This window comes from Streptomyces boninensis (assembly GCF_048572725.1).
Lineage (GTDB): Bacteria > Actinomycetota > Actinomycetes > Streptomycetales > Streptomycetaceae > Streptomyces > Streptomyces boninensis.
The window spans coordinates 624,175-648,666 of sequence record NZ_CP183837.1 but is presented as its reverse complement, the minus strand read 5'-3'; the positions used below and the strand labels follow the sequence as shown (position 1 = coordinate 648,666).

Annotated in this window: 22 protein-coding genes; 12 read left to right on the top strand and 10 right to left on the bottom strand. The window is 72.4% G+C overall.

What is annotated here, in order from left to right; all coding sequences use genetic code 11:
• The first annotated feature begins 50 nt into the window (after positions 1–50).
• From ACNNMR_RS02850 to ACNNMR_RS02840, 3 genes are all read left to right on the top strand, one after another.
• Positions 51–662: a TetR/AcrR family transcriptional regulator gene (locus ACNNMR_RS02850; RefSeq protein ID WP_419992886.1), complete on the top strand. Its 612-nt coding sequence runs from the start codon at positions 51–53 to the stop codon at positions 660–662.
• Positions 659–2,197, top strand: a complete 1,539-nt coding sequence (locus ACNNMR_RS02845) for a glycerol-3-phosphate dehydrogenase/oxidase (RefSeq protein ID WP_419992885.1) — start codon at positions 659–661, stop codon at positions 2,195–2,197. The genes ACNNMR_RS02850 and ACNNMR_RS02845 overlap by 4 nt, the downstream gene beginning before the upstream one ends.
• Positions 2,198–2,464: 267 nt before the next feature.
• A complete protein-coding gene (locus tag ACNNMR_RS02840; RefSeq protein ID WP_419992884.1) occupies positions 2,465–3,910 on the top strand; it encodes an MFS transporter in 1,446 nt (481 codons plus the stop codon).
• On the opposite strand, the gene ACNNMR_RS02835 is transcribed toward ACNNMR_RS02840, so the two are convergent.
• Positions 3,870–4,847, bottom strand: a complete 978-nt coding sequence (locus ACNNMR_RS02835; RefSeq protein WP_419992883.1) for a phosphotransferase enzyme family protein — start codon at positions 4,845–4,847, stop codon at positions 3,870–3,872. The genes ACNNMR_RS02840 and ACNNMR_RS02835 overlap by 41 nt on opposite strands.
• A gap of 145 nt (positions 4,848–4,992) precedes the next feature.
• Between ACNNMR_RS02835 and ctaD the strand changes: the two genes are divergently transcribed.
• Both ctaD and ACNNMR_RS02825 read left to right on the top strand, forming a co-directional pair.
• Positions 4,993–6,717: a cytochrome c oxidase subunit I gene (gene ctaD / locus ACNNMR_RS02830; protein ID WP_419992882.1), complete on the top strand. Its 1,725-nt coding sequence runs from the start codon at positions 4,993–4,995 to the stop codon at positions 6,715–6,717.
• The gene (locus ACNNMR_RS02825; protein WP_419992881.1) at positions 6,714–7,052 is read left to right on the top strand and encodes a hypothetical protein; all 339 of its coding nucleotides are present in this window, start codon (positions 6,714–6,716) and stop codon (positions 7,050–7,052) included. Before ctaD ends, ACNNMR_RS02825 begins: the two co-directional genes overlap by 4 nt.
• A gap of 4 nt (positions 7,053–7,056) precedes the next feature.
• Here ACNNMR_RS02825 and ACNNMR_RS02820 read toward each other — a convergent pair whose 3' ends face one another.
• Positions 7,057–7,440, bottom strand: a complete 384-nt coding sequence (locus tag ACNNMR_RS02820) for a winged helix-turn-helix transcriptional regulator (RefSeq protein WP_419992880.1) — start codon at positions 7,438–7,440, stop codon at positions 7,057–7,059.
• A gap of 102 nt (positions 7,441–7,542) precedes the next feature.
• Here ACNNMR_RS02820 and ACNNMR_RS02815 point away from each other — a divergent pair, with 102 nt between their 5' ends.
• On the top strand, positions 7,543–7,944 hold the full coding sequence (locus ACNNMR_RS02815; RefSeq protein ID WP_419992879.1) for a RidA family protein: 402 nt from the start codon (positions 7,543–7,545) through the stop codon (positions 7,942–7,944).
• A 10-nt stretch (positions 7,945–7,954) separates the two neighbouring features.
• Here ACNNMR_RS02815 and ACNNMR_RS02810 read toward each other — a convergent pair whose 3' ends face one another.
• Positions 7,955–9,523 (bottom strand): PTS ascorbate transporter subunit IIC, encoded by a 1,569-nt coding sequence (locus ACNNMR_RS02810; protein ID WP_419992878.1) that lies wholly within the window; start codon positions 9,521–9,523, stop codon positions 7,955–7,957.
• A gap of 11 nt (positions 9,524–9,534) precedes the next feature.
• Positions 9,535–10,308 (bottom strand): PTS sugar transporter subunit IIA, encoded by a 774-nt coding sequence (locus ACNNMR_RS02805; protein WP_419992877.1) that lies wholly within the window; start codon positions 10,306–10,308, stop codon positions 9,535–9,537.
• A gap of 82 nt (positions 10,309–10,390) precedes the next feature.
• On the opposite strand from ACNNMR_RS02805, the gene ACNNMR_RS02800 reads away from it, so the two are divergent.
• Positions 10,391–11,515, top strand: a complete 1,125-nt coding sequence (locus ACNNMR_RS02800; RefSeq protein ID WP_419992876.1) for a hypothetical protein — start codon at positions 10,391–10,393, stop codon at positions 11,513–11,515.
• Here ACNNMR_RS02800 and ACNNMR_RS02795 read toward each other — a convergent pair.
• Positions 11,512–12,891 (bottom strand): MFS transporter, encoded by a 1,380-nt coding sequence (locus ACNNMR_RS02795; protein ID WP_419992875.1) that lies wholly within the window; start codon positions 12,889–12,891, stop codon positions 11,512–11,514. The two genes, ACNNMR_RS02800 and ACNNMR_RS02795, sit on opposite strands and share 4 nt — an antisense overlap.
• Before the next feature lie 58 nt (positions 12,892–12,949).
• Between ACNNMR_RS02795 and ACNNMR_RS02790 the strand changes: the two genes are divergently transcribed.
• From ACNNMR_RS02790 to ppgK, 3 genes are read left to right on the top strand one after another with little or no spacing between them, the layout of a single operon-like run.
• On the top strand, positions 12,950–13,873 hold the full coding sequence (locus ACNNMR_RS02790; RefSeq protein WP_419992874.1) for a LysR family transcriptional regulator: 924 nt from the start codon (positions 12,950–12,952) through the stop codon (positions 13,871–13,873).
• A gap of 33 nt (positions 13,874–13,906) precedes the next feature.
• Positions 13,907–14,407 (top strand): N-acetyltransferase family protein, encoded by a 501-nt coding sequence (locus ACNNMR_RS02785; protein ID WP_419992873.1) that lies wholly within the window; start codon positions 13,907–13,909, stop codon positions 14,405–14,407.
• Positions 14,408–14,412: 5 nt separating this feature from the next.
• Positions 14,413–15,162 carry a polyphosphate--glucose phosphotransferase gene (gene ppgK / locus ACNNMR_RS02780; protein WP_419992872.1) on the top strand — a complete coding sequence of 250 codons (750 nt, stop codon included), beginning with the start codon at positions 14,413–14,415 and terminating at the stop codon, positions 15,160–15,162.
• 10 nt (positions 15,163–15,172) lie between these two features.
• Here ppgK and ACNNMR_RS02775 read toward each other — a convergent pair whose 3' ends face one another.
• Genes ACNNMR_RS02775 through ACNNMR_RS02765 form a run of 3 tightly spaced genes read right to left on the bottom strand, consistent with a single transcriptional unit; the run spans position 15,173 to position 19,811 of the window.
• Positions 15,173–17,251 (bottom strand): MFS transporter, encoded by a 2,079-nt coding sequence (locus ACNNMR_RS02775; RefSeq protein ID WP_419992871.1) that lies wholly within the window; start codon positions 17,249–17,251, stop codon positions 15,173–15,175.
• A gap of 36 nt (positions 17,252–17,287) precedes the next feature.
• Entirely contained in the window at positions 17,288–18,868 is a 1,581-nt protein-coding gene (locus ACNNMR_RS02770; RefSeq protein WP_419992870.1) for a TrkA C-terminal domain-containing protein, read from the bottom strand.
• 55 nt (positions 18,869–18,923) lie between these two features.
• Positions 18,924–19,811 carry a universal stress protein gene (locus tag ACNNMR_RS02765; protein ID WP_419992869.1) on the bottom strand — a complete coding sequence of 296 codons (888 nt, stop codon included), beginning with the start codon at positions 19,809–19,811 and terminating at the stop codon, positions 18,924–18,926.
• Between the two features lie 119 nt (positions 19,812–19,930).
• On the opposite strand from ACNNMR_RS02765, the gene ACNNMR_RS02760 reads away from it, so the two are divergent.
• Both ACNNMR_RS02760 and ACNNMR_RS02755 read left to right on the top strand, forming a co-directional pair.
• Entirely contained in the window at positions 19,931–20,953 is a 1,023-nt protein-coding gene (locus tag ACNNMR_RS02760) for a LacI family DNA-binding transcriptional regulator (protein ID WP_419992868.1), read from the top strand.
• A 115-nt stretch (positions 20,954–21,068) separates the two neighbouring features.
• Positions 21,069–22,994, top strand: coding sequence for an ABC transporter ATP-binding protein (locus ACNNMR_RS02755; RefSeq protein WP_419992867.1), 1,926 nt, complete (start codon positions 21,069–21,071; stop codon positions 22,992–22,994).
• Positions 22,995–23,002: 8 nt separating this feature from the next.
• Here the strand turns inward: ACNNMR_RS02755 and ACNNMR_RS02750 are convergent, their stop codons facing one another.
• Complete coding sequence (locus ACNNMR_RS02750; protein ID WP_419992866.1) at positions 23,003–23,809, bottom strand: GNAT family N-acetyltransferase; 807 nt, start codon at positions 23,807–23,809, stop codon at positions 23,003–23,005.
• Positions 23,810–23,813: 4 nt separating this feature from the next.
• Entirely contained in the window at positions 23,814–24,458 is a 645-nt protein-coding gene (locus ACNNMR_RS02745; RefSeq protein ID WP_419992865.1) for a TetR/AcrR family transcriptional regulator, read from the bottom strand.
• Positions 24,459–24,492 lie beyond the last annotated feature (34 nt).

Here is a 24,492-nt window from a genome sequence, read left to right as displayed (position 1 = left end):
TCCAGCAACTCGCGCACTCTCCCTCTGCCTTGTGTGCGACACTGTGACAGATGAAGTCCAAGCGTCACAACCGTTCGGCGGCGACCACCGCGGAAGACGCGGTCCTCGACGCCGCCCGCGCCTGCGTGCTCGCCGTCGGCGTCCGCCGCACGACCCTCACCGACGTGGCCCGCCGCGCCGGCGTCTCGCGCATGACGCTCTACCGGCGCTGGCCCGACCTGCGCTCACTCGTCGGCGACTTGATGACCCGCGAGTGGGTGGCCACGGCGCACGCCGCGATACCGGAGCAGGACGCGGGCGTGTCGACCCGCGAGCGGCTGGTCGACGGGCTCACGGCGGGCGCCCGCGCGCTCCGGGAGCACCCCCTCTTCGTCAAGATCATGGACGTCGACCCGGAGCTGCTCCTCCCGTACGTCCTCGACCGCCGCGGCGCCAGCCAGAACGCGCTCCTCGGCCTCTTGGAGGACAACCTCCGCCGCGGCCACGCGGACGGCTCCGTCCGCCGCGACCACCCCGTCCGGCAGGCGCGCGGCGTGCTGCTGGTCGTGCAGTCGTTCACGCTCTCGCTCGGCACGATGACCGAGGACGACGACCCGGACCTCGGCGAGGACGCCTTCGACGCCGAACTGCGCCACATCCTGGAGAGGACCCTCGCCCCATGACCCACCCCTCCGGCTCCTCCCTCAACGCCCCCCGCCGCGCCCGCGAACTGGCCGAGCTCACCTCCGGCCGTACGGTCGACGTCCTCGTCGTCGGCCTCGGCGCCACCGGCGCCGGCGCCGCGCTCGACGCCGCCGCCCGCGGCCTGTCCGTCGCCGCCATCGACGCGCACGACCTCGCCTTCGGCACCTCCCGCTTCAGCTCGAAGATGATCCACGGCGGCCTCCGTTACCTGGCCTCGGGGCAGGCGGCCATCGCCCACGAGTGCGCGGTCGAGCGCGGCACGCTCATGACGCACACCGCGCCGCATCTCGTACGCGCGCAGCCCTTCGTGCTCCCGCTCACCCCGCTGACCGGCCGGCTGGCGGCCGCCCTCGCCTGGGCCGGCTTCCGCGCGGGCGACGCCCTGCGCGCCGGCGCCCGCACCCCCCGGCGCACCCTGCCGGGCCCGCGCCGCCTGTCCGCGGTGGAGACCGCGCGACTCGCCCCCGCCGTGCGCCGTTACGGGCTCCGCGGCGGCCTGCTCTCCTGGGACGGCCAGCTCGCCGACGACGCCCGCCTGGTCACCGCCATCGCCCGTACGGCCGCGGCCCACGGCGCCCGCATCCTCACCCGGGTGCGCGCCCTCGGCCTGGACGGCGGGGGAGCGGCGATACGCGACGAACTCACCGGCGCTACGGGGGAGATCCGCGCCCGCGCCGTCGTCAACGCCACCGGCGTCTGGGCCGGCGGCCTCGTCGACGGCGTCCGGATGCGCCCCTCCCGCGGCACTCACCTGGTGCTCCGCGCCGAAACCCTCGGCAACCTCGGCGCCGCCCTGCACATCCCGGTCCCCGGCACCTCCAACCGCTTCGCCCTCGTCCTCCCGCAGGGCGACGGCCGCGTCTACGCCGGGCTCACGGACGAGCCCGTCGACGGCCCGGTCCCGGACGAGGCCACCGCCCCCGAGACGGACATCGGCTTCCTCCTCGACGTCCTCGACTCCACCCTGGACGTGCCACTGCGCCGCTCCGACGTCGTCGGCGCCTTCGCGGGTCTGCGCCCGCTGCTCGACGGCGACGGCCGCACCGCGGACCTCTCCCGGCAGCACGCCGTCCTCACGTCCCCCGAGGGGGTGGTCACGGTCGTCGGCGGCAAGCTCACCACGTACCGGCGGATGGCCCAGGACGCCATCGACGCCGCCGTCACCGAGGGCGGCCTGCCCGCCCGGCGCTCAACCACATCCCGGCTCCCGCTGGTCGGCGCCGCCCCGGTGGAAGATCTCCTCCGCCTGGACGCCCCCGCCCGCCTCATCCACCGCTACGGCACGGAGGCCCCCGCCCTGCACGCCCTGGGCGCCGACGACCCATCCCTCCGCGAGCCGGTCCTCCCCGGCCACCCGGTCACCCGTGCCGAACTCACCTGGGCCGTACGCCACGAGGGCGCCCTGGACGAATCCGACCTCCTCGACCGCCGCACCCGCATCGGCCTGGTCCCGGAAGACCGCGAGGCTGCCCTGGACGCGGCCAGGGGAGCGCTACCCGTCATCCAGGGCTGAACGGCGGCCATCCGCGGCGGTCTTAGGGCCATCGTCCCTGGCCGCGTCCGCCGCCCGCCCGATGCCGCCAGGGCGCCACCCGCGACAAGATTTTCCCGTACGCCGCACAGAGCGCCCGGGAGGTGAGCCGCCGATGCGAGGACCGAATGGACCGAGCCCCGGCGCCGCCCACCCGGGCGCGCTCCTGGGGTGCGCCAACAAATGCCCGCCGTCCTCGGTGCAGTGCCCGCTCACGCACCGCATCCGCCCTGGACGAAAGGCATCAGCATGTCCGCCGCACCCACCCCGGCCCGCCTCCGGCGGCCGGCCTGGAGCCTGGCGCTGCTCGCGCTCGGCCACCTGATCATCAGCCTCGACTTCACCATCATCTACGTCGCCCTGCCCGACATAGCCGCCGATGTCGGCTTCACTCCGCACACCCTGCAGTGGGTGGTCACCGCGTACGCCGTCCTCTACGGCGGCTTCCTGCTCCTCGGCGGGCGGCTGTCCGATCTGCTGGGGCGGCGGCGGATGTTCGTGGCCGGCATGGCGCTGTACGGCCTCTCCTCGCTGCTGGGCGGGCTGGCCACGGCACCGGGCGTGCTGCTGGCCGCGCGTGGGCTGCAGGGCCTGGCCGGGGCGGTGCTGTTCCCGGCCGTGCTGGCCCTGGTGAATACCTCGTTCGCCGAGGGCCCGCCGCGCAACCGGGCGCTGACCATCTGGGCCATGGCGGGCGCCGGCGGCCTGACCGCGGGCTCGCTCGCCGGCGGTCTGCTCACCGACGCCCTGGGCTGGCAGGCGGTGTTCTACGTCAACGTCCCCCTGGCCGCCCTGGGCGTCGTCGCCGCCTTCGCGCTGCTGCCCGCCGACGGCTCCGCCACCCGCGGCAGCATCGACGTCCCCGGCACCCTGACCGGCACCGCCGGGATCACCCTCCTGATCTACGCGATCGCGCACGGCTCAGAGGCGGGCTGGACGCAGGCCGAGGTGCTGGGCGCGGCCGTGTTCGCGCTCCTGCTGCTGGTCGCGTTCGTCCGCATCCAGGCGCGCGGGCGCAACCCGCTGATGCCGCTGCGGCTGTTCCGCAACCGGGCGCACAGCGCGGCCGTCGTGGTCATCCTCCTCTTCGGGCTGACGATGCAGGCGGTGCCGTACTTCCTGACGCTCTACTACCAGGACGTCCTGAGCTTCAGCGCTCTGGAGACCGGCCTGGCCTTCCTCGGCCCGACGCTGTCCATCACCGCGGGGAACTTCCTCAGCGAGCGGCTCATCCAGCGCCTGGGCACCCGCGGCACACTGCTGACCGGCATCGTCGTCAACGCCCTGGGCACCGCGGCTCTGGCGCCCGGCCTGCGCCCCGACGGCTCCGTACTCACCACCCTGGCCGGGGTGATCGTGGTCGGCCTCGGCATGGGGATCACGTACGCGCCGATGTGGAACGCCGCCGCGACCGGCGTCCCGGCCGGCGAGCAGGGCCTCGCGTCCGGAGTGGCCTCCACCGCGCTACAGTTCGGCACCGCCGCGGGGCTCGCCCTGCTGGTCGCCGTCGCCAATCACGACATCGCCGGACTGACCGGGCAGGCCCTGCGCGCCGCCACCGCGGACGGGATGCGCGCGGCCGTCCTCACCGCCGGCGCCGTGGTGCTGCTCGCCCTTCCGGCCGCGCTGAAACTGCCCCGCCCGGCCGGCGAGGTCAGCCCAGCACAGCCAGAGCGCGCCGCAGCGAGCCGGTGAAACCCGACCAGGCGAGGTCCGTGTCCGGGCCTCGCCTGTGCGGTGCCCGGAAGGTCTCCAGATAGATCGTCAGGTCGTCCAGATCCCACCGCAGCCGGTAGAGCGCCAGCGCCGCCGGGTCGGGCGCGTGCCCAGCCACCTCGGCGTACGCCTCGAACTGCGCGCCCGAGCCGCCCTCCAGGAACCACAGGTCGCGCTCCGGCGGGGCGAGCCCGAGCGTGTCCCAGTCGATGAGGCGGAGGCCGCCGGCCTCCGTGGCGAGGACATTGCCCGGGTGCGGCTCGCCGTGCGTGAGCACGGGCGTGGCGGCGGCCTGGACGCGGGCGGACAGCTCGTCGTAGTGCGCCAGCACCTCCAGGAGCTTCTCCTGCCCGTACGCGCCGAGCTCCGCCCGCGCCGGTTCCGCGTACGGGCCCCAGGTCCAGGTCCGCGCCAGGTCGTCCAGCGCCTCATGCAGCACCGGCACCCCGGCGACCGCCGGATCGTGGACCGGAGCGGCGGGCACCTTCGGCGTGGCGCGGTGCAGTTCGCCGAGGAGCCGGGCGAGCGCGGTGCGCCGCTGCTGCGACGGCTCGTCGCCGAAGTCGCCCGCGGCGCCGTCGACCTGGCGGTAGAGGACGAGGGCGTACAGGTCGTCCAGGCGGCGGACGGTCTCGCCGCGGGTGGTGCGGACCGGCGCCACGACGAAGTCCAGGCCCGCGTCCTCGGACAGGGCGGCGGCGGTGTCCATGGCCAGCCGCAGCTGCCGGAGGTCGCGCACTTCCGACAGTTCGGCGACGGTGACGAACCAGCGGCCGCCGGTGGCGTCGGCCGCCGTCCAGTGGTGATCGCCGAAGCCCACCGGCGCGTACGTGAGGGATTCGGGCTCAAGTCCCCAGTCCGCCCGCAGCGCTTCCGCGACCTGGGCGTCCGTCAGATCCGAAGGTCGTTGTTGCATCACGCCAGCCTAACCGCGGGGCCCGGCCCGGCGGCGAGCGTCCGTTCGGGCGGACACCGTGACCTATATGTGCGTGTCAGCGCGGTTTGCGGGCTGTCCCGTACATGCTGTGCCGGGTAACCGACGCCAGCGACCGGGAGCCGGAGTGGAATCCTTGTCCCAGCCCTCGCAGACCACCGCGACGGCCGACGACGACGCGTACGAGAACGAGATCCCGGTCCGCCGGCACCAGCGCGGCAGCGTCGTGGTCAAGTGGCTCACCACCACCGACCACAAGACCATCGGCAGCCTCTATCTCATCACGTCGTTCGCCTTCTTCATCATCGGCGGCATCATGGCGCTCTTCATGCGCGCCGAGCTGGCCCGCCCTGGACTGCAGATCCTGTCGGCGGAGCAGTTCAACCAGGCGTTCACGCTGCACGGCCTGATCATGCTGCTGATGTTCGCCACCCCGCTCTTCGCGGGCTTCGCGAACTGGATCATGCCGCTCCAGATCGGCGCCCCCGACGTCGCCTTCCCGCGGCTGAACATGCTGGCGTACTGGTTCTATCTCTTCGGCTCGCTCATCGCCGCGTCCTCGCTGCTCACCCCGCAGGGCGGACCGTCCTTCGGCTGGTTCATGTACACCCCGCTCTCCGACGGCGTGCACTCCCCGTCGATCGGCGCCGACCTGGGCATCATGGGCCTGTGCCTCTCCGGCTTCGGCACCATCCTGGGCGCGGTCAACTTCTTCACCACGATCCTGTGCATGCGCGCGCCCGGCATGACGATGTTCCGGATGTCGATCTTCACCTGGACCGTGCTGCTCACGTCGGTGCTGATCCTCTTCATCTTCCCGGTGCTGGCGGCCTGCCTGTTCGCGCTGGAGGCGGACCGTAAATTCGGGGCGCACATCTTCGATCCGGCTAATGGCGGGTCGTTGCTGTGGCAGCACCTCTTCTGGTTCTTCGGGCATCCAGAGGTGTACGTGATCGCGCTGCCGTTCTTCGGGATCATCTCGGAGGTCGTCCCGGTCTTCTCCCGCAAGCCGATGTTCGGCTACCTCGGCCTCGTTGGTGCCACGATCGCCATCGCCGGCCTGTCGGTGACGGTGTGGGCGCACCATATGTACGTGACGGGCGGCGTCCTCTTGCCCTTCTTCGCGCTGATGACGATGCTGATCGCGGTGCCGACCGGGGTGAAGTTCTTCAACTGGATCGGCACCATGTGGAAGGGCTCGCTGTCCTTCGAGACGCCGATGCTGTGGTCCACCGGCTTTCTGGTGACGTTCCTCTTCGGCGGCCTCACCGGCGTCATCCTGGCGTCCCCGCCGCTGGACTTCCACGTCTCCGACTCGTACTTCGTCGTCGCGCACTTCCACTACGTCATCTTCGGGACGGTCGTCTTCGCGATGTTCGCCGGCTTCCACTTCTGGTGGCCGAAGTTCACCGGGAAGATGCTCGACGAGAAGCTCGGGAAGATCACCTTCTGGACGCTGTTCGTCGGCTTCCACACGACCTTCCTCGTGCAGCACTGGCTCGGCGTCGAGGGCATGCCGCGCCGTTACGTCGACTACCTGGCCGCCGACGGCTTCACGGCCCTCAACACGGTCTCGTCGATCGGGTCCTTCATTCTGGGCCTCTCGATGCTGCCGTTCTTCTACAACGTCTGGAAGACCGCCAAGTACGGCAAGAAGATCGACGTCGATGACCCGTGGGGCTACGGCCGCTCCCTGGAGTGGTCGACGTCGTGCCCGCCGCCCCGGCACAACTTCACGTCCCTGCCGCGGATCCGCTCCGAATCCCCGTCCTTCGACCTGCACCATCCGCAGATCGCCGCCCTTGACGGCCGCTCCCATGCCGAAGTGGGCAGCGGCAGCATCGACCGGTGAGACTGGTGAGACCGGTGGACGACGGCCTGCGGCAGCTCGACGGCTACCTCTACTGGCAGGGCGAGCTGGGCGCCGCCCGCCGCGAGGCGGAGGAGCTCTGCGACCGCCTGGAGTGGCTGACCACGGCCGAACGGGAGCAGCTGCTGCGGGAGTACACCTCCACCCGCACCGCCCTCACCGAACAGCTGCTCCGCCGCCTCGCCAAGCGCCGCGACGAGCTGCGCACCGAGTACGAGACCCGCTACCGGGAGCTGCGCACGCGAGTGGTCGGCTGGGCGGTGGTGGCGGTGCCGTGCGTGTGCCTGGTCGTCGAGGTGCTGCGGCTGTCGGTGTGACCGCCTAGTCGTCGAAGCGGCGGCGGGCGGACTCGATCTGGCCGAGGTGCTCGACGGTCCAGCCGCAGATGGCGTCGACCGTGGTGCGCAGGGCGCGGCCCGATTCGGTGAGGGTGTATTCCACCTTCGGTGGCACCGTGGGGTGCACCTTGCGGTCGAGCAGGCCGTTGCGCTCCAGCATGCGCAGGTTCTGCGTGAGCATCTTGTGGCTGACGCCCTGGACCTCGTCGCGCAGCTCGCTGAAGCGCAGCGTGCGCTCGCCGAGCGCCTCGATGATCAGGAGCGCCCACTTGTTGGCCACGTCGGAGAAGATCTCCCGCGCCAGTGAGTCCGCGCGCCGCAGGTCGGCGTCCTCGGGCAGACCCGCCACTTGCTGCTTGGTCACCATGAGGTTCCTTAGTAACGAAAAAGTGCGTTCTTCCAGGTCAGCTCAGACTCTCCTACAGTTTCTGAGTAACCGCAAGAGACCACGGAAGAAGGGCGGGCCAACGTGTCCACCATCGATGCCTTCAATCACCAGGTTCCGGCCGAAAGCCACTTCGGCTACTCGCAGGCGATCAAGTCCGGCGACCAGATCCACGTATCGGGTCAGCTCGCGTTCGACGAAGCGGGCGAGCTCCTGAAGCCGGGAGACTTCGCCGCCCAGCTCAAGCAGACCCACGCCGCCATCGACAAGGTCCTCGACCACTACGGCGCCACCAGGAACCAGATCATCTCGCAGGTCCTGTACCTGGTGGACCTGCCGCGGCACGCCGACGCGATGGCGGAGGGAAACCGGGCGTACTTCGGTGAGCACCGCCCCGCCGCCACCGCGCTCGGCGTGACCGAGCTGACCTTTCCCGGCCAGCTCATCGAGATCAGCGTCATCGTCGACACGACGCTGCCCGCCTGACCCCGGGCCCTCAGTCCTCCGGCGGTGGCGGCGGCTTCGGCGCCCCCGCCGGAGGGACGAGCTTCTGGTACGAGCCCGCCGCCCGCGGCACCGCATCCTCGACCGGCGCCTCCGGGCGCGCCTGCGGCCCGAGCACGGCGTCGCGCCGCGCGCCCGGGTCCCAGCCGGTCTCCACGACCTTCTTCTGCATGACGATCGCCCCGGCGAGCACCGCCGCCCCGATCAGCAGCATCAGTGCGATGCCGCCTCCCGTGCCCACCTTCGCCGCGTTGCCGATCAGTGTGCCGAACCAGCCGAAGTCGGCGTCACCGAAGGTGGTGTTCTCCTTGCCGAAGGCGCCCAGCACCTTCAGCAGCAGCGCAGGCAGGAAGGTGATCAGCACGCCGTTGACGAAGCCGCCCGCCATCGCGCCGCGCCGGCCGCCGGTGGCGTTTCCGTACACACCTGCGGCGCCGCCCGTAAAGAAGTGCGGCACAAGTCCCGGCAGCACCAGGGCGAGCCCGAAGGCCGGGTTGAAGACGGCGGAGAGCAGGCCGAGCGAGATCAGGCCGCCGATGAAGCTGAAGATGAAGCCGATGAGGACGGCGTTCTGCGCGTACGGGAAGACGATCGGCGCGTCCAGCGACGGCACCGCGCCCGGAACCACCTTCGCCGCGATGCCCTGGAAGGCCGGCACCAGCTCGCCGAGGATGGTGCGGACGCCGAAGAGGATGATGGCGACCGCGATGCCGAACTGCAGGCCCTGCATGACGGCCTGCATCAGATAGTTGCCGACGCCGGTCGCGGCCGCGCCGCCGTCGACGGCGAAGGCCTTGAAGGCGGTCTCCCTGCCGACCTTGCCCAGGAAGATCAGCGCCATGATGAGGTAGATCAGCAGCATGGACAGCGCGGTCGCCACCATCGAGTCGCGCAGGAAGCGCAGCCCCTCGGGGAGGTTCATCTCCTCGGTGGACGGGCTCTTCTTGCCGACCAGCTGTCCGGTCGCGCCCGCCGCCACATACCCGGCCGTGCCGAAGTGGCCGATGGCGACGGTGTTGTTGCCCGTGATCCGTTTCGTCCATGGATGGGCGAAGGCCGGCATCGAGACCAGCATGATGCCCAGCAGCACGCCGCCGAGCAGCACCACGATCCACGACTTCATCCCGGCCGTGGCCAGCACCATCGTCAGCAGCGTGGCCATGAACAGCATGTGATGCCCGGTCAGGAACACGTACCGCAGCGGCGTGAAGCGGGCGAGCACCAGGCTCAGCGCAAAGCCGACGATCATCAGCCAGGCCACCCGCGCTCCGTACTCCTTCTGCGCGATGCCGACGATCGCCTCATTGGTCGGAATGACGCCGTGCGCACCCGTCGACCCCTGAATCATCTCGCCGAGCGGTGCCAGCGACGCGACCACCAGACCCGCGCCCGCGCCGATCAGCAGGAACCCGAGCGTCGCCTTGATGGCGCCGCCGATGACCTGCCCGGTCGACTTCTTCAGCGCGATCAGGCCTGCTGCCGTGATCAGACCGATCAGATACGCGGGCTGGCTCAGGATCTCGTTGACGAGAAACTGCGCCAGGGACACGAGCCAGTCCATGGGCCCTCTCCTCAGACGTCGTAGGTGTCCCGCATGGCGCGGTCCACCTCTTTCCTGCTCGTGAAGTCCTCGATCACCCGGACCGGGATGCCGGGGTCGCCGAGCGCCTTGGCGATCTCACCGGAGGTGAAGATGGCGACGGCCTCGGAGGCCTTCCCCTTTGCGGAGATGGTGTCGGTCGCCTCAACGGTGATGAAGCGGCCCCAGCCCCACCGGTCGAGGACCTGCTCCAGGGTGTTCTTGAGGAAGAGGCTGGTGCCGAGGCCGTTGCCGCAGACGGTGAGGATCTTGTGCGAGCCGCCGGGCGCGGCGTCCCTCGGCTGCTGCGCCTGCGGCACGCCGCCCGCGAGGATCGCGTGTACGGCCTCCGGGTCCCGCGCCTCGCTGAGCGCCTGTTCGGTGGCCGGGTCGCCGAGCAGCTGCGCGAGCGAGGCCATGGCCTGCGTATGCGCGCCGGAGTCCTCGGCGGCGAGCCCGACGACGAGGCTGACCGGATCGTTCGTCTCGTGCCCGAACGCCACCGGCTCCGCCAGCCGCACCCACGACATCCCCGTGTGCCGCACGGCGGGGGAGGGGCGGGCGTGCGCGAAGGCGAGGCCGGGGGCGATGACGATGTACGGGCCGTTGTGCTCGACGTTCTCGAGCATCTCGGTCGTGTACGCGTCCGTGGTGCTGCCGGTCGCGGTCATCAGGTCGCCGGCGGCCCGTACCGCCGCGCGCCAGTCGGCCGCCGGGACGTCCAGGCGGATGGCCTCCACGGGCAGCAGCTCGCTCAAGGTCGCCATGGGGCGGATCTTTCCACGAACGGCGGGCCGCGGCCCCGCCAATGCCGCCGTTCGCGCGAGGTACGCGTGTGAGGATGTGTGAATGATGTGGCTTAGGCGGCGGACGCGCAGGTTGGCGGGAGCGGCGGGGGCGGTGCTGGCGCTGGTCGCCTGCAGCGCGGGCAGTTCCGGGGGCGGCGGCGAGGACCGCGAGACGCTGTACAAGCGCGTCATCAACGATCCGCACCCGAAGCCCGACGAGGTGATCGAGGCCGCCGGGGCTCCCGCGGGGGTGGCGCGTGCGGGTGACGGCTCGCTGCTGCTGACGTACTGGGCGGGCAATGTCGAGGACGACGAGGGACCGGCCGCCTTCGCCTGGCGGATCGTCAGCCCAGCCGGCCGTACGGTCGCCCAGAAGGCGAATCACGCGGACTCGGAGTCGCAGCCGGACCGGTTCGAGGGACTGAAGGACGGCTTCGTACGCGTGCCGCCGGGGGAGGGGTCGGACGGGGCGTACGTCCTGGACCTGCGCGGCAAGCGGCAGCCGGTCACCGTCTCGAAGAAGGCCCTGGGCACCCGGCCCGGCGACGTCATGCTCTCCGCGATCGAGCCGTCCCTCATCTACCGCCCCGCCACCCGTACCATCGCGGCCCCGGCCGGAGTGCCGGAGTACGGCATCCGCCTCGCCGTCGACGAGCGCGGGACCGCCTGGAGCCTCGACCAGCCGCTGACCGACGACCCCAACCGGGTCGTCTGGCAGCGCGACGGCCGTACCCTCGGCTCGCGCGATGTCCCGGATCCGTACACGGGCGGCGTCCTGACCGCGCGCGGCGGCACCGCGGCGGTGACCCTCAACCGGAGTCAGGACGTGCGGGGGCTGCTGGTGGCGACGGAGGGCGGCAAGACCTGGCGGGTGGTCAACGGCGGGGGCGTCCCGTGGCGGGAGTTCAAGCTGGGACCGGAGGCCGTGGCGCTGCACGCGCGCTCGGACGGGCGGCTCGCGGTGGGTGAGGAGGGCGGCCGGTACTGGCTCGCCGACGACCGCTCGAACCGCCGCTTCCACGAGTTCAAGACCCCGGCGAAGTTCACGTCGTTCGACGTGCACGGCACCACCCTGTACGGCATCGCGGACACGACGACGGCGACGTACGAGCTGGCGAAGGGCGAGGGCCTCTGGGCGTCGCGCGACGACGGCCGCACCTGGAAGCGCGTGAAGGGCGCGTCCTAGGGCGTCGCCGGCTCGCGCAGCCAGACGACGATCAGCACGGCGAAGGCGGCGACGGCGATCGCGACCGTCCTGTACCCGGCGGCCATCCCGTCCGTGAACGCGGCCACCGCCGCCGCGCCCCGCGGCTCCGCGCCGCCGAAGTGCCCGGCGAGGACGGTCGCCATCACGGCGACCCCGAGCGCGCTGCCGACCTCCCGTACCGCGCTGTTGAGTCCGGAGCCGAGCCCGGCCCGGTGCGGGGGGAGCGCGGCGATGATCTGCTGGGACAGCACGGGCATCGCGAGGCCCATGCCCGCGGCGAGGCCGAGCAGCACCAGCCCGTAGAGGAGATACGGGGTGTCCGCCCCGGTCAGCGACATCAGCGCGAGCCCGCCGACGAGCAGTCCGAACCCGGCCGCCGTGACCGGGCGGGCGCCGACGCGCCCCGACAGGGGTATGGCGCGCCTGGAGAAGGCCAGCATGCCGACTGCCAGGGGCCCGATGGCGATCCCCGCGACCAGCGGCGAATAGCCCTTCGCGTACTGCAGATACTGCGCGTTGACGTAGAACAGCGCGAACAGCCCCACGAACAGCACCGTCACGCCCAGCGCCCCCGCGCGCAGCCGGGCCACCGCGAACAGCCGCGGGTCCACCAGCGGCTGCGCCGCCCGCAGCGAGCGCGCCACGAAGCCGCCGAGGATCACCGCCGCCGCGCCGAAGGCCACCAGCACCGCGCCCGCCGACCAGCCGCGCTCCGGGCCCTCGATGATCCCGTACAGGAGCGCGACGAAGCCGAGCACCAGCAGCGCCGTGCCCGGCAGGTCGGCGGCGGCCGGGTGGCGTTCGCCGCGCGGCGCGTAGCGGGCGGTGAGCGCGAGCAGCAGCAGCGCCGCGGGTGCCGCGGACCAGAACAGGCCCTGCCAGGGGAGGTATTGCAGCACCGCCCCGCCGGCGAGATTGCCGACGGCGCCCGCGATGCCGGTCGCCGCGGTCCATACGCCGATGGCGTGCCCGCGCCGCTCGGCAGGCGCGGACTGGAGCATCAGCGACAGCGTCGCCGGCATGACCAGCGCGGCCCCCGCGCCCATGACGGCCCGCGCGGCGATCAGCACCCCGGCGGCGGGGGCGAGCGCGGCCAGCACGGCGCCGGCGGCGAAGATCCCGAGGCCCGCGAGCAGCACCCCCTTGCGGCCGAGGCGGTCGCCGAGCGCACCGGCGGGGATCAGCAGGCAGGCGAAGACGATGACGTACGCGTCCACGATCCACACCAGTTGGGTGCGGCTCGGGTCGAGGGAGCTGGCGGCGAGCTTCGGTATGGCGAGGTTGATCGCGGCGACCAGGGAGACGGCCAGGATCACGCAGGCCGACATCAGGGGTGCGACGGGGTTTCTGGGCATGAACCGAACGGTGGCAGTCGGCCGGAATGACTTCAAATGCAATGTAGGTAATGGAAAGATGCATGCCATGCAATCCAGGCTTGACCTCAACCTTCTCGTCGCCCTCGACGCCCTGCTGGAGGAGGAGAGCGTCACCGGCGCCGCCGACCGGCTGCACCTCTCCAGCCCGGCCATGAGCCGCACCCTCGCCCGCATCCGCCGCGCCCTCGGCGACCCGGTGCTGGTCCGCTCGGGCCGCCATATGGTGCCGACGCCGCGCGCCCTGGAGCTGCGCGCCCAGGTGCGCGAGGCGCTGACCAGCGCCGAGGCGGTGTTCGCGCCCGCGGGGGAGCTGGACCTGGACACCCTGGAACGGACCTTCACCCTGGTCGCCGACGAGGCGCTGCTGACCGCCCTCGGGCTGCGGCTGCTCGCGCGGGTACGGGACGAGGCGCCCGGCGTGGCACTCCGGCTGCTGCCCGAGGGGCCCGGCGACGCCGACGCGCTGCGCGAGAGCCGCGCCGACCTCGAGCTGGGGGTGATCACGCGGACCGCGCCCGAGACCCGCGTCGAGGAGCTGTTCACCGACGACAACGTCGGCGTTGTACGGGCCGGGCACCCGCTGCTCGACGGCGGCCCGGTGACGCCATCGCGGTTCGCCGCCGCCGACCACGTCACCGCCTCGCGCCGCGGGCGGCTGCACGGGCCGATCGACGCGGCGCTCGCGGACCTCGGACTCTCCCGGCGGGTGGTGGCGTCCGTGCCGACCTTCTCGGCCGCGCTGCTGACCGCCGCCAACACCGACCTCGTCGCCCGCACCGGGCGGCGCATCGCCGCGCCGCTGATCGAGCGGCTGGGGCTGACCGCCTTCGAGATCCCCCTGGACCTGCCCCGGCTGCCGCTCGCCCAGGCCTGGCACCCGCGGCACGAGGCCGACGCCGGGCATGCGTGGCTGCGGCGGCGGGTGCGCGAGGTGGCGGCGGAGCTGGGCTCATTGCCGTAGACGAAGGCCGGGGCGGCGGGGCAGGCTGGGCCCATGATGATCAGAGAGGCCACCGCCGCCGACTGGGACGCCATCTGGCCGTTCTTCCACGAGATCGCCGCCGCCGGTGAGACCTTCGTCTACCCCCTGGATCTGGACAAGGACCAGGGCCGCGAGTGGTGGATGATCACCAAGGCTCCCGGCCGCTCGGTGGTCGCGGTCGACGACGAGCACGGCGTCGTCGGCACGGCGCACATGAACACCAACCGCCCCGGCAACGGCTCCCACATGGGCACCGCCAGCTTCATGGTCGACCCGGCCCACGCGGGGCGCGGCATCGGGCGGGCGCTGTGCGAGTACGTCATCGAGTGGGCGCGCGGCGCCGGTTACCGCGGGATCGTCTTCAACGCGGTGGTGGAGACGAACACGGCCGCGGTCGAGCTGTACCGCAAGCTCGGCTTCTCGGTCCTCGGCACGGTCCCGGAGGGGTTCAAGCATCCGGACAAGGGTTACGTGGGGCTGCACATGATGCACCTGCCGCTCACCGTAGGGTGAATTCCATGAACATTCTGGGTGTCGACATCGGCGGCTCGGGCATCAAGGGCGCCCCGGCCGATCTGGACGAGGGCGGTCTTGCGGAGGAGCGGCACAAGGTGCTGACGCCGCAGCCGTCGAAGCCGGACGCCGTCGCGGAGTGCGTGGCCGAGGTGGCCGAGCACTTCGGATGGCAGGGTTCGGGGAAGCCGGTGGGGATCACCTTCCCCGGCGTGGTGACCTCGGGCACGGTGCGCACCGCGGCGAACGTCGACAAGGGCTGGGTCGACCTGGACGCGGCCACGCTCCTCGGCAAGCGGCTCGGCTGCCCGGTCACCGTCATCAACGACGCGGACGCGGCGGGCGTCGCCGAGATGACCTTCGGCGCGGGCCGCGGCCGCAAGGGCACGGTGATGCTCCTGACCTTCGGCACGGGCATCGGCAGCGCCCTCTTCACCGACGGCCGCCTCGTCCCGAATACGGAACTCGGCCACCTCGAACTCCACGGCCACGACGCGGAGAAGCACGCCTCGTCGAAGGTCAAGGAGGACGAGGACCTGAGCTGGGCGCACTGGGCGAAGCGGGTGCAGAAGTATCTCGCCCATGTGGAGATGCTCTTCTCGCCCGACCTCTTCATCATCGGCGGCGGGGTGAGCCGCAAGGCGGACAAGTTCGTGCCGCTGATCGAGGGCGTACGGGCGGAGATCGTCCCGGCGGAGCTGCAGAACAATGCCGGGATCGTGGGCGCGGCGATGGCGGCATCGGCCGCCGTCTAGCGGGTCAGCGTTAGCCGCCGAGCCGCACGTCCACGCCCTCGATCTCAAAGGCGCTGCTGCCGTCCGGGACGACCGGGACCGACACCGGCTCGTAGCCCGTCGCGACCACCGTGTAGCGGGCGCGGGGGAGGGAGTCGAAGGTGAAGGCGCCGGTGGCATCTGTCGTGGCCGTGGCCACCACCTCGCCATCCGCGCCGACCAGCGAGACCCGCGCGCCCGGCAGGGCGACGCCGCCGGGGCCGCGGACCGTGCCGCGTACCGAGCCCTCGGGAGTAGAGAGCAGGAGGTCCTGGACCAGCTGCCGGTCTGCCGCCAGGCGTACGGGCGTGGCGTGCGGCTGGTGGGCGTCGGCGGCGGCGATCAGGGTCGCGGTGCCGGTGGCCGAGGCGGGGATCCGGTAGCCGCCGTCGGCGTCGCTGACCGTACGGCCGAGCTGGCGGCCGGCCGGGTCGATGAGCGTGACCGCGGCACCGGCGAGCGGCGCGCCGCCGGGGCCCGCGACGCGGCCGCGAACGCCGGGGGAAGCGGCGGCGGAGGCATCGGACGCGTCAGCGGCCGGTGCCGGAGCCACATCGGCGGAAGCCGGCCCCTCCGCGGCGGGCGCCGGAGTCTCCTCCGGCACCCGGTCGGCGCTGGTCTCAACAGGCGTCGACGGCCGCCGCAGCTTAGGCAGGAACAGGGCGATCAGCAGCCCCATCACCGCCGCCGCACCCGCCACCGCCATGGCCGTACGGAAGCCGTCCATATCCGGCACCTCCGCCGACCCGAGGCGGACCGTGGAGTGCGCGAGGATCACCGCCACCACCGCGGAGGAGGTGGACATGCCGATCGAACGCATCAGGCTGTTGAGGCCGTTGGCGGCGCCCGTCTCGCCCGCCGGGACCGAGCCGATGATCAGCGACGGCATCGCCGAGTACGCGATGCCGACGCCCGCGCCGATGACCGTAGCGATGATCGCGATCTGCCACGGCTCGGCCATCATCTGAGTGCCGAAGCCGTATCCGGCCGCGATCACCAGCAGGCCCAGGATCAGCGATACCTTCGGCCCGCGGGCGGCGTTCAGGCGCGCGGACAGCGGCGATACGAGCATCATCGCCGCACCCATCGGGGCGATGTAGAGGCCCGCGGACACCATCGTCTGGCCGAGCCCATACCCAGTCGCCTCAGGCAACTGCAGGACCTGCGGATGCACGAGCATCATCGCGTAGAAGGAGAAGCCGACGAGGATCGACGCCAGGTTGGTGAGCAGCACCGGCCGGCTCGCCGTCGTACGCAGGTCGACCAGCGGCTGTGCGGTGCGCAGCTCGATCAGGCTCCACACCAGCAGAATCACCGCAGCGGCGCCGAAGAGGCCGAGCGTGGTGGAGCTGCCCCAGCCCCAGTCGCCGCCCTTGGTGATCGGCAGCAGCAGGCAGACCAGACCGGCCGAGAGGCCGATCGCGCCGATGAAGTCGAAGCGGGCGGGCTGGCGCAGGGCCGACTCCGGCACGCCGCTGAGGACCAGCACGATCGACAGCGCGGCGAGCCCGGCGGTGCTGAAGAAGAGCGTGTGCCAGTCGGCGTGCTGGGCCAGGAACGCGGCCGCCGGCAGCCCGAGTGCGCCGCCGATGCCCAGCGAGGAGCTCATCAGCGCCATGCCGGAGCCGAGCTTCTGCGGCGGCAGCTCGTCGCGCATGATGCTGATGCCGAGCGGGATGGCGCCCATCGCGCCGCCCTGGATCGCCCGGCCGACCACCATGAGCGTGACGTCGCTGGTCAGGGCGCAGATGAGCGAGCCGACCAGGAGGAGCCCGAGGGCGACGATCAGCATCCGGCGCTTGCCGAGCATGTCGCCGAGGCGGCCCATGACCGGGGTGGAGACCGCGCCCGCGAGGAGGGTGGCGGTGACCACCCAGGAGGCGTTGGAGGCGGTGGTGGAGAGCAGCTTCGGGAGGTCGGACACCAGCGGTACGATCAGGGTGTTCATGATCGAGACGGTGATGCCGCAGAAGGCGAGGATCGCGACGAAGGCGCCGCCCGCCTCGCGTCGGCCCGTTTCCGGTGGTGTGGCTATGTGGTCCTGGGGGAGACGGGTTGCGGCGTGAGACATAGGTGCATTCTACACTTGCTTGCGCCTTGCAAGTTTCTAGAGGCTGACGATCACCTGAATACAGGCGATCTTGACCAGGATGGCGAGCGCGAAGAGGGTCGCGTAGCCGGTGTTGACGCGGCTGTCGTGCACCCGTCCGTTCGCGTACGCCAGCAGCGCCGGATTCCCGACGTAACCGGCGAGCAGGCCCGTGGTCCGCTCCCGGCTCTGCCCGAGCAGCTTCGCGACCAGGCTGAAGAGCGCGTAGCCGAGGACGGCCGTCACCGCCAGCAGCAGCACCAGCTTGCCGCCGAGGGCGGTGAACGCGTGCTTCCGGAAGGCGTCGCCCGACGTGAGGCCGACGACGGCGAGGAAGAGCAGCAGGCCGATCTGGCGCAGGGTCAGGTTGGCGCGGGTGGGCAGCGTCCACACGATCGGCCCGGTGCGCCGCAGCCGGCCGAGCACCATCCCGGCGATCAGCGGCCCGGCGGCGGTGCCGAGCGCGAAGGCGGAGCCGCCGATGGTCACGGACGGGATGCCGATCAGGAAGCCGAGGGTGAGGCCGAGCCCCAGGCTGACCGCGCTGACCTGGCTGACCCGGGCCTCCACGTCGCCGAGGTACGCGGTCACCTCGCGGGTCCGCTCACGCGGCATCGCCACCCGGATCCGGTCGTCGAGCTGCACGACGAGGTCGTCGTGGGCGAGCAGGTCCTGGTCGCCGCGGCGCAGCCGGGTGGCCAGCGCGCCGTACCGCTCGGCCAGTCGCAGGTCTGCGAGCGTGCGACCGGCGAGGTCGGGGTTGGTGAGGAGGATGCGGCGATAGTCCACCTGGGAGCGGTCGTCCAGGAGGTGGCCCGAGTCCAGGGCGCCGAGCCGGTCGGTGGCGGCGGCCACTGCTTCTTCGCCGCCGACCAGCACCATGCGGTCGCCTGCCGCGGCCGTACGGGCGTCGAGGGCCACGGCGCTCGCCGCGCCGGCCGGCTGGACGACGCTGATCAGCACCCGGCCGTCCGCGATCTCCGGCACATCCGTGAGCCGCGCGTCGCCGCCGACCCGGATCGTACGGGCGACCAGGCGGCGCGGCAGCGGACTGCCCGGGTCCTTGGCGGAGCCCCAGTTGCGGCGCCCGGCGACGAACGCGATCGCGAGGATGGCCAGCACGACGGCGAGCGGATAGCCGATCGCGTAACCGACCGCGGGCTGCTCCGGCTGCTCGGCCGCCGCCTGCGCGGCGGCCAGCCCGGGCGTCGTGGTGCCGATGCCCGCGTACCCGCCCGCGAGATAGCCGCCGGGGATCCCGAGCAGCCCGGCGCCGAGCCAGCCGACGGCGGCGGCCGTGGCCACCAGGGCGGCGACGGCGCCCGCCATCACGGGGAGTTGCGGGCGCAGCTCGCGGAAGAAGTCGGGGCCCGACTCGAGCCCCACGGTGTAGACGTAGAAGGCGAGTCCGACCGCGCCGAGCACCGCCGGCGCCGCCTTGCCGATGGCGGGGTCGAGCGCGCCCACCAGCAGCCCGACGAACAGCACCCCGGCCGGTCCGAGCACCACGGGCCCGAATCTGACCATGCCGAGCAGGCTGCCCAATGTGATGACGGCGAAGAGCGTGACGTACGGATGGTCCGCTAGAAAACCCCACATAGCGGGCATGATCTCCCGGGGAACCAGCCTTGCGCGGTAGCCCCGCCGGGCCGGCTCACGCCGCGTCCGGATCCCGCTGCGGCACGACCACCACCGGGCACGGCGCATGGTGCAGCACCGCATGGCTGACCTCGCCGAGCTGCATGCCTGACTGCCGCTCGGCGCGCGGGCGGGCGCCGACGACCAGCAGGTCGGCGGTGGCGCCCTCGGCGAGCAGCGCGTCGCGGGCCCGGCCCTCCAGGACGGTCTGCCGCACCTCGATCCGCGGATGCTCGGCGGCGAGGCCGCGGATCGCCCGGTCCAGGGTCCACTGCGCGTCGCGCAGGTGCGGGTCCGCGGCGCCGCCGATGGTGTGCGGGTGTACGGGCAGTGCGCGCTCGGGGCAGCGCCAGGCATGTACGGCGTCCAGCCGCCGGTCGCGCAGCTCCGCCTCGGCGAAGGCGAAGAGCGCCGCCTGCGCGCTCTCCTTCGCGTCGCCGACGCCGACCACGACGCGGTGGTGCTCGCCCTGCCGATGCGGCTCCCCGCCCCGTACGACCACGACCGGGCAGCGCGCGCGGGCCACCACCGCAAGGGCCGTCGTGCCCAGCAGCAGCCCCGGCATCGAGCCGCGCCCGCGGTGGCCGAGCACCAGCAGCGAGGCGCCCGCGGACTCGCGCAGCAGCGCGGGCACGGTGTCGGCGGTGAGGACCGAGGCCGTGAACTTCACGTCCTGCGTCAGCGCGCGGACCCGTTCACCGGCCGCCGCGAGGATCCGCTCGGCCAGCTCGCGGCCGGGCGGCGGGGGAGCGGGGATCGCGGGCGGCCCCTCGTACGCCTCCCACAGCGACGCGTAGACGAGGTGCACGTGCGCACCGCGGCGGATGGCCTCGGCCACCGCCCAGTCCAGGGCCGTAAAGGAGCCCTCGGAGCCGTCGATGCCTACCACCAGGGGGAGTTCCACCGTTCGCCACCGCCTTCCGCCGCGCGCCGTCGCTGCTTCGAGCGTGCCATGGGGGCCGCGTCCCGGGGAGTGGGCAGGGGTGGCCCGAGGGGGCGGGTACGGGCGAGGATGGGCGGGACATGACTGATCGGACCACCCGGCCACCGGCCCCCACCAGCACCGACGTCGCCCGGCGCGCGGGCGTCTCACGGGCGACCGTGTCGTACGCCCTCAACGACAACACCACCGCCCGGGTCAGCGAGGCCACGCGCGCGCGGGTGCGCGCGGCCGCGGAAGAACTCGGCTACATCCCGCACTTCGCCGCCCGCACGCTGCGCGCCGGGCACAGCCGGACCGTACTGCTGCCGACGCCCGACATCCCCGTCGGCCCGCTGTTCAGCCGCTTCCTCATCGAGCTGTCGCGCGGGCTCGCGCGGCGCGGCTATGCCGTCGTGCAGTACGGGGCGGGGGACCGGGCCGCCGGTGATGTGGCGCAGGCGCGGGCGTGGGCGGAGCTGCGTCCGGCGGCGGTGTTCGGGGCGAACGGGCTCAGCGACGAGGCGGTGCGGGTGCTGCGCGGCGCCGGGGTGCGGGCGCTGGTCGCGGTCGCACCGGAGCCGGTGCCCGGATTGCATACGCTGCTGCTCGACCACAGCCGGGTCGGCGCCGCGGCGGCCACCCACCTGCTGGAGCGCGGCTGCCGCCGTATCGGGGTGGTGGTGCCGGAGGAGGCGGAACTCGCCGTCTTCGCCCGCCCGCGCCTGCGCGGCGCGCAGGCCGCCGCGACGGCCGGAGGTGCGCATGCCGCGCGGCTCGACTTCGCGTACACGGAGGAGTCGGCCGCCCAACTGGCCGCCCGCTGGCGGGACCTGCGCCTCGACGGCGTCTTCGCGTACAACGACGAATACGCGATGCTCCTCCAGCGCGCCCTCCAGGACGCCGGGCTGCGGGTGCCGGACGACGTGGCGGTGATAGGCGCCGACGACCTGCTGCTCGGGCGGCTGCTGCGCCCGCGCCTGTCCACGGTACGCATCGAACTCCCCGGCGGAGCCCCGCTGTCGGAGGCGATCGACCGGCTGGTCCAGGGTCCCGGTGAGGTGCCCGGAGTGGTGGCCGAGGTGCCGGTCGAGGTGGAGGCGCGGGAATCGACCGGTCGGGCGTAAAAACGCCTGGACCGGTTGTCAGTGGGCTCCGCCATGATTGCGGTACGTGTTCATTCCGTTACCGCACGGAGGTCCGGTGCCGCAGTTCACCAGATGGTTATGGCCAAGGAGGCGCGTGCCGCCGCGCATCCCCGTATCGGAGACCGAGCAGACGCTTTTCGGCGGCGCGCTGCGCTATGACAAGCCGTATGTGCAGCATGAACTGCCGCTGCTGCGGCTGTCCTTCTGGGCCATGGCCCGGGAGCTGCCCCGGATGATCGGCCTGGTGGTGCGGGCCGCCTGGGCGGTCGACCGGCCCGCGCTGGTGGCGGTGGTGGGCGCGGAGGTGGGCATCGGGCTCAGCGGCGCTTTCGGCCTGATCGCCACCAACCGGGTGCTGGTCGCGCTCTTCGCCGAGGGGCCGACCCCTGACCGGCTGCGGCAGGCGCTGCCGGCGCTGTTCGCCATCACCGCCGTCACGGCGCTGGCCGCCGTTCTCGCGGCCGTCTCGGTCGCCGCCGCGGCCCGCCTGGAGCCGCAGGTCGAGCGGGAGGCCACCGCGCGGTATTACCGTCTGGCGGCGCGAGTGGAGCTGGCCGCGCTGGAGGACAAGGACTTCCATCGCACGCTGGACGCGGGACGGTTCGGGACCGACTCCGTACGCCGGATGATCGGCAACTCGGTGGCGGTGATCAACGCCCTGATCGGGCTGATAGCCGCCGGCAGCGTGCTGACGCTGCTGCATCCGGCGCTGCTGCCGATGCTTGCGCTCATCGCGGCGCCGAAGGGCTGGGGCGCGGTGCGCACCGCCCGCCGCCGGCACGAGTCGATCCACCTGTGGATCGAGCACCGCCGCGCCATCGGCGTGCTCACCAACGACCTCACCGCCCAGCACACCGCCGCCGAAATCCGGGCGCACGGGGCGGGGCGGCTGCTGAACCGTGCGTACGCCGACATGTCGGCCACCCTGGAGGTGGAGCAGAAGCGACTCGCCCACGCCAAAGGCGGGACGCTGCTGGTGGCTTCCGGCCTGTCGGGCATCGCCGCCCTCGCCACGTACGGCACGCTGTGGGCGCTGCTCACCGCGGGCGGCATGCCGCTGGCCGTGGGCGGCACCGCGGTGATCGCCATCCGCACCGCCTCCGCCGACCTGACCTCGCTGGTGCTCCAGGTCAACCGTCTGTACGAGGAGGCCCTCTACGTACACGACCTGGAGGTTTCCTGCCGCGAGTCGGAGCAGCACGCCATCCCGTCCGGCGGGGCGCCGCTGCCGGAGCCGACGCGGGAGATACGGGTGGAGCGGCTGACGTTCACGTATCCGGGCAATCCCGCGCCATCGCTGAAGGAGGTGAGCCTGACCATCCCGGCGGGTCGCGTCGTCGCGCTCGTCGGCGACAACGGCTCCGGCAAGACGACGTTGTCCAAGCTGGTCACCGGCCTGCTGCTGCCTACCTCCGGGCAGGTGCTGTGGGACGGCACCGACACCCGCGAGGTGGACCGGGACGCGCTCTTCGACCGGGTCGCCATCCTCACCCAGGACTTTCCGCATTGGGCGATGACCGCCCGCGCCAACATCTACATCGGCCGCGCTGACGGCGCCCCGGACGGCGAGCGGCTGGACCGGGCGGCGGCGGACTCCGGCGCGGACGAGGTCGTCGCAGCGCTGCCGCACGGCTGGGACAGCCTGGTCATCAAGGGCTACGAGCGCGGCACCCAGGTCTCCGGCGGCCAGTGGCAGAAGCTCGCCAACGCCCGCACCCGCTACCGGGACGCACCCCTGGTCGTCGTCGACGAACCGACCTCAGCCCTGGACCCGATGGCGGAGATAGCCGCCTTCCAGGCGCTGCGCCAGATGACCGCCGACGGCACCACCGTCCTGCTCATCACGCACCGTCTGGCGGCCACGGCGACCGCGGACATCATCTACGTGCTCGACGAGGGATGCCTCATCGAGCAGGGCAGCCATGCCGGGCTGATGAGGCTGCCCGGCGGGCACTACCGGGAGATGTACGAGGCGCAGGCGGCACAGTACGGGGTCGGCGACTCCGCCTCGGCGGCGTAGAGCGAGGTTCAGGGGGCGAGCGCGTACTCGGTGAAGTGGCCGCCGGCGGTGAAGCCGAGCCGGCGGTAGACGGGGTCGCCGTCGGCGGAGGCCTGTAGCACCGCGGCGTCGTAGCCGGCGTCGCGGGCGGTGTGCAGGGTGGCCGCGGTGATGGCGCCGCCGTAGCCGCGGCGGCGGTCGGTGGCGAGGGTGGCGATGTTGTAGACGCCGGCGACGCCCGCGTGCAGGAAGACCTCGGCCGAGCAGACGGGGCGGCCGTCGACGGTGCCGAGCAGATAGCGGGAGGGGCAGTCGGCGGCGAGCGCCGAGTCGGCGGCGTCGGCGAAGAACTGGCGTACCGTCGCGGCGGGCGGGTTCCAGTTCGCCGCGAGGACCGCTGCATAGTCGGCGAGTTGCTCCGGGGTGGTTACCCGGCGGATCTCGAGGCCGTCCGCGTACGCCTCGGGGAGTGGGCCGCGCAGGTCCATCCACATGCCCGTCTCGGTTTCCGACGCCTCCAGGCCCGCGGCCTGAAGATGCCCGGCGAGATGGTCCGGTGTGGAGGCGGGGCCCACCCACCAGGAGAAGGTCCGGCCGGTGGCCGCCAGGGTCCGGGCCGTTTCGGCGACGCGGGCCGGGGCGGTGTCCGGGGTGAAGCGGGCCGCCGCGACGATGTTGAAGGTGTCGTCGTCGAGTCCGCTGTCGGCGATCAGCAGGTCGCCGGTCTCCGTAACGGATGCGCCCCTCAGGGTTCGGTGCAGGTGGCAGGCGTGCTCGGCGAGGTTTTGCTCCGTCGCGAGCGGGAGAGCGGCTTCATTGATCGACGGGAGGCTCATGGCTTCATGATGATCCATTCCAGCGGGTCACCGCTCCCAGGAGCGTACGAGCGCACAGCTCCCGCACCTCGTCGCGCGGGAGGTCGTCGCGTTCCAGCCAGTCCAGGGAGACGGCGATGACGAAGGAGAGCCAGCCGCGGACGGCTAGGCGCAGCGCCGCCGGGGGGAGGGCTTCCGCGGGGCCTGCGGCCAGGGCCTCGGTGATGCGGCGTTCCTGTTCGGCCAGGTGCTTTTCGTAGATGCGGGCGATGTCGGGGTCGGCCGTCGCGGCGGCGCGGTGGAAGGCGCGGAAGCCCTGGGAGTGGTGTTCGGCGTAGCGGAGGTAGACGTCCAGGGCGGCGGTGAGGCGGTCCTCGACCGGGAGGGTGGCGTCGGGCTCCATCATGCGCATCAGGCGCTCGCCCTCGCGGGCTACGACGGCCGCGAAGAAGTCCCGCTTTGTCGGGAAGTAGTGGTAGAGGAGGCCGCGCGAGACGCCGGCGATCTCGGCGACCCGGCCGATCCAGACGTCGTCGTACGGCTGCACCGCGAAGAGCTCCGCGCCGACCCGCAGCAGCTGCTCCTTGCGCTCGACCGTGCCCAGGCGGGTGCGGGGACGCCGCTCGGCGTCCGCCCCCCGCTCCGCGTCCTGCGCTTCCAACCGGGCCATTCCTCCACCTTACTTGACACGGGTTCAATAGCCG

Coding starts and splice junctions, on each gene's coding strand:
- ACNNMR_RS02790 (WP_419992874.1), top strand. CDS start 12,950: ATGCATGCCATGCAATCCAGGCTTGACCTCAACCTTCTCGTCGCCCTC.
- ACNNMR_RS02775 (WP_419992871.1), bottom strand. CDS start 17,251: ATGTCTCACGCCGCAACCCGTCTCCCCCAGGACCACATAGCCACACCA.
- ACNNMR_RS02820 (WP_419992880.1), bottom strand. CDS start 7,440: ATGGTGACCAAGCAGCAAGTGGCGGGTCTGCCCGAGGACGCCGACCTG.
- ACNNMR_RS02805 (WP_419992877.1), bottom strand. CDS start 10,308: ATGGCGACCTTGAGCGAGCTGCTGCCCGTGGAGGCCATCCGCCTGGAC.
- ACNNMR_RS02745 (WP_419992865.1), bottom strand. CDS start 24,458: ATGGCCCGGTTGGAAGCGCAGGACGCGGAGCGGGGGGCGGACGCCGAG.
- ACNNMR_RS02845 (WP_419992885.1), top strand. CDS start 659: ATGACCCACCCCTCCGGCTCCTCCCTCAACGCCCCCCGCCGCGCCCGC.
- ACNNMR_RS02770 (WP_419992870.1), bottom strand. CDS start 18,868: ATGTGGGGTTTTCTAGCGGACCATCCGTACGTCACGCTCTTCGCCGTC.
- ACNNMR_RS02785 (WP_419992873.1), top strand. CDS start 13,907: ATGATGATCAGAGAGGCCACCGCCGCCGACTGGGACGCCATCTGGCCG.
- ACNNMR_RS02800 (WP_419992876.1), top strand. CDS start 10,391: ATGATGTGGCTTAGGCGGCGGACGCGCAGGTTGGCGGGAGCGGCGGGG.
- ACNNMR_RS02760 (WP_419992868.1), top strand. CDS start 19,931: ATGACTGATCGGACCACCCGGCCACCGGCCCCCACCAGCACCGACGTC.
- ACNNMR_RS02750 (WP_419992866.1), bottom strand. CDS start 23,809: ATGAGCCTCCCGTCGATCAATGAAGCCGCTCTCCCGCTCGCGACGGAG.
- ACNNMR_RS02810 (WP_419992878.1), bottom strand. CDS start 9,523: ATGGACTGGCTCGTGTCCCTGGCGCAGTTTCTCGTCAACGAGATCCTG.
- ACNNMR_RS02840 (WP_419992884.1), top strand. CDS start 2,465: ATGTCCGCCGCACCCACCCCGGCCCGCCTCCGGCGGCCGGCCTGGAGC.
- ACNNMR_RS02835 (WP_419992883.1), bottom strand. CDS start 4,847: ATGCAACAACGACCTTCGGATCTGACGGACGCCCAGGTCGCGGAAGCG.
- ppgK (WP_419992872.1), top strand. CDS start 14,413: ATGAACATTCTGGGTGTCGACATCGGCGGCTCGGGCATCAAGGGCGCC.
- ACNNMR_RS02850 (WP_419992886.1), top strand. CDS start 51: ATGAAGTCCAAGCGTCACAACCGTTCGGCGGCGACCACCGCGGAAGAC.
- ACNNMR_RS02795 (WP_419992875.1), bottom strand. CDS start 12,891: ATGCCCAGAAACCCCGTCGCACCCCTGATGTCGGCCTGCGTGATCCTG.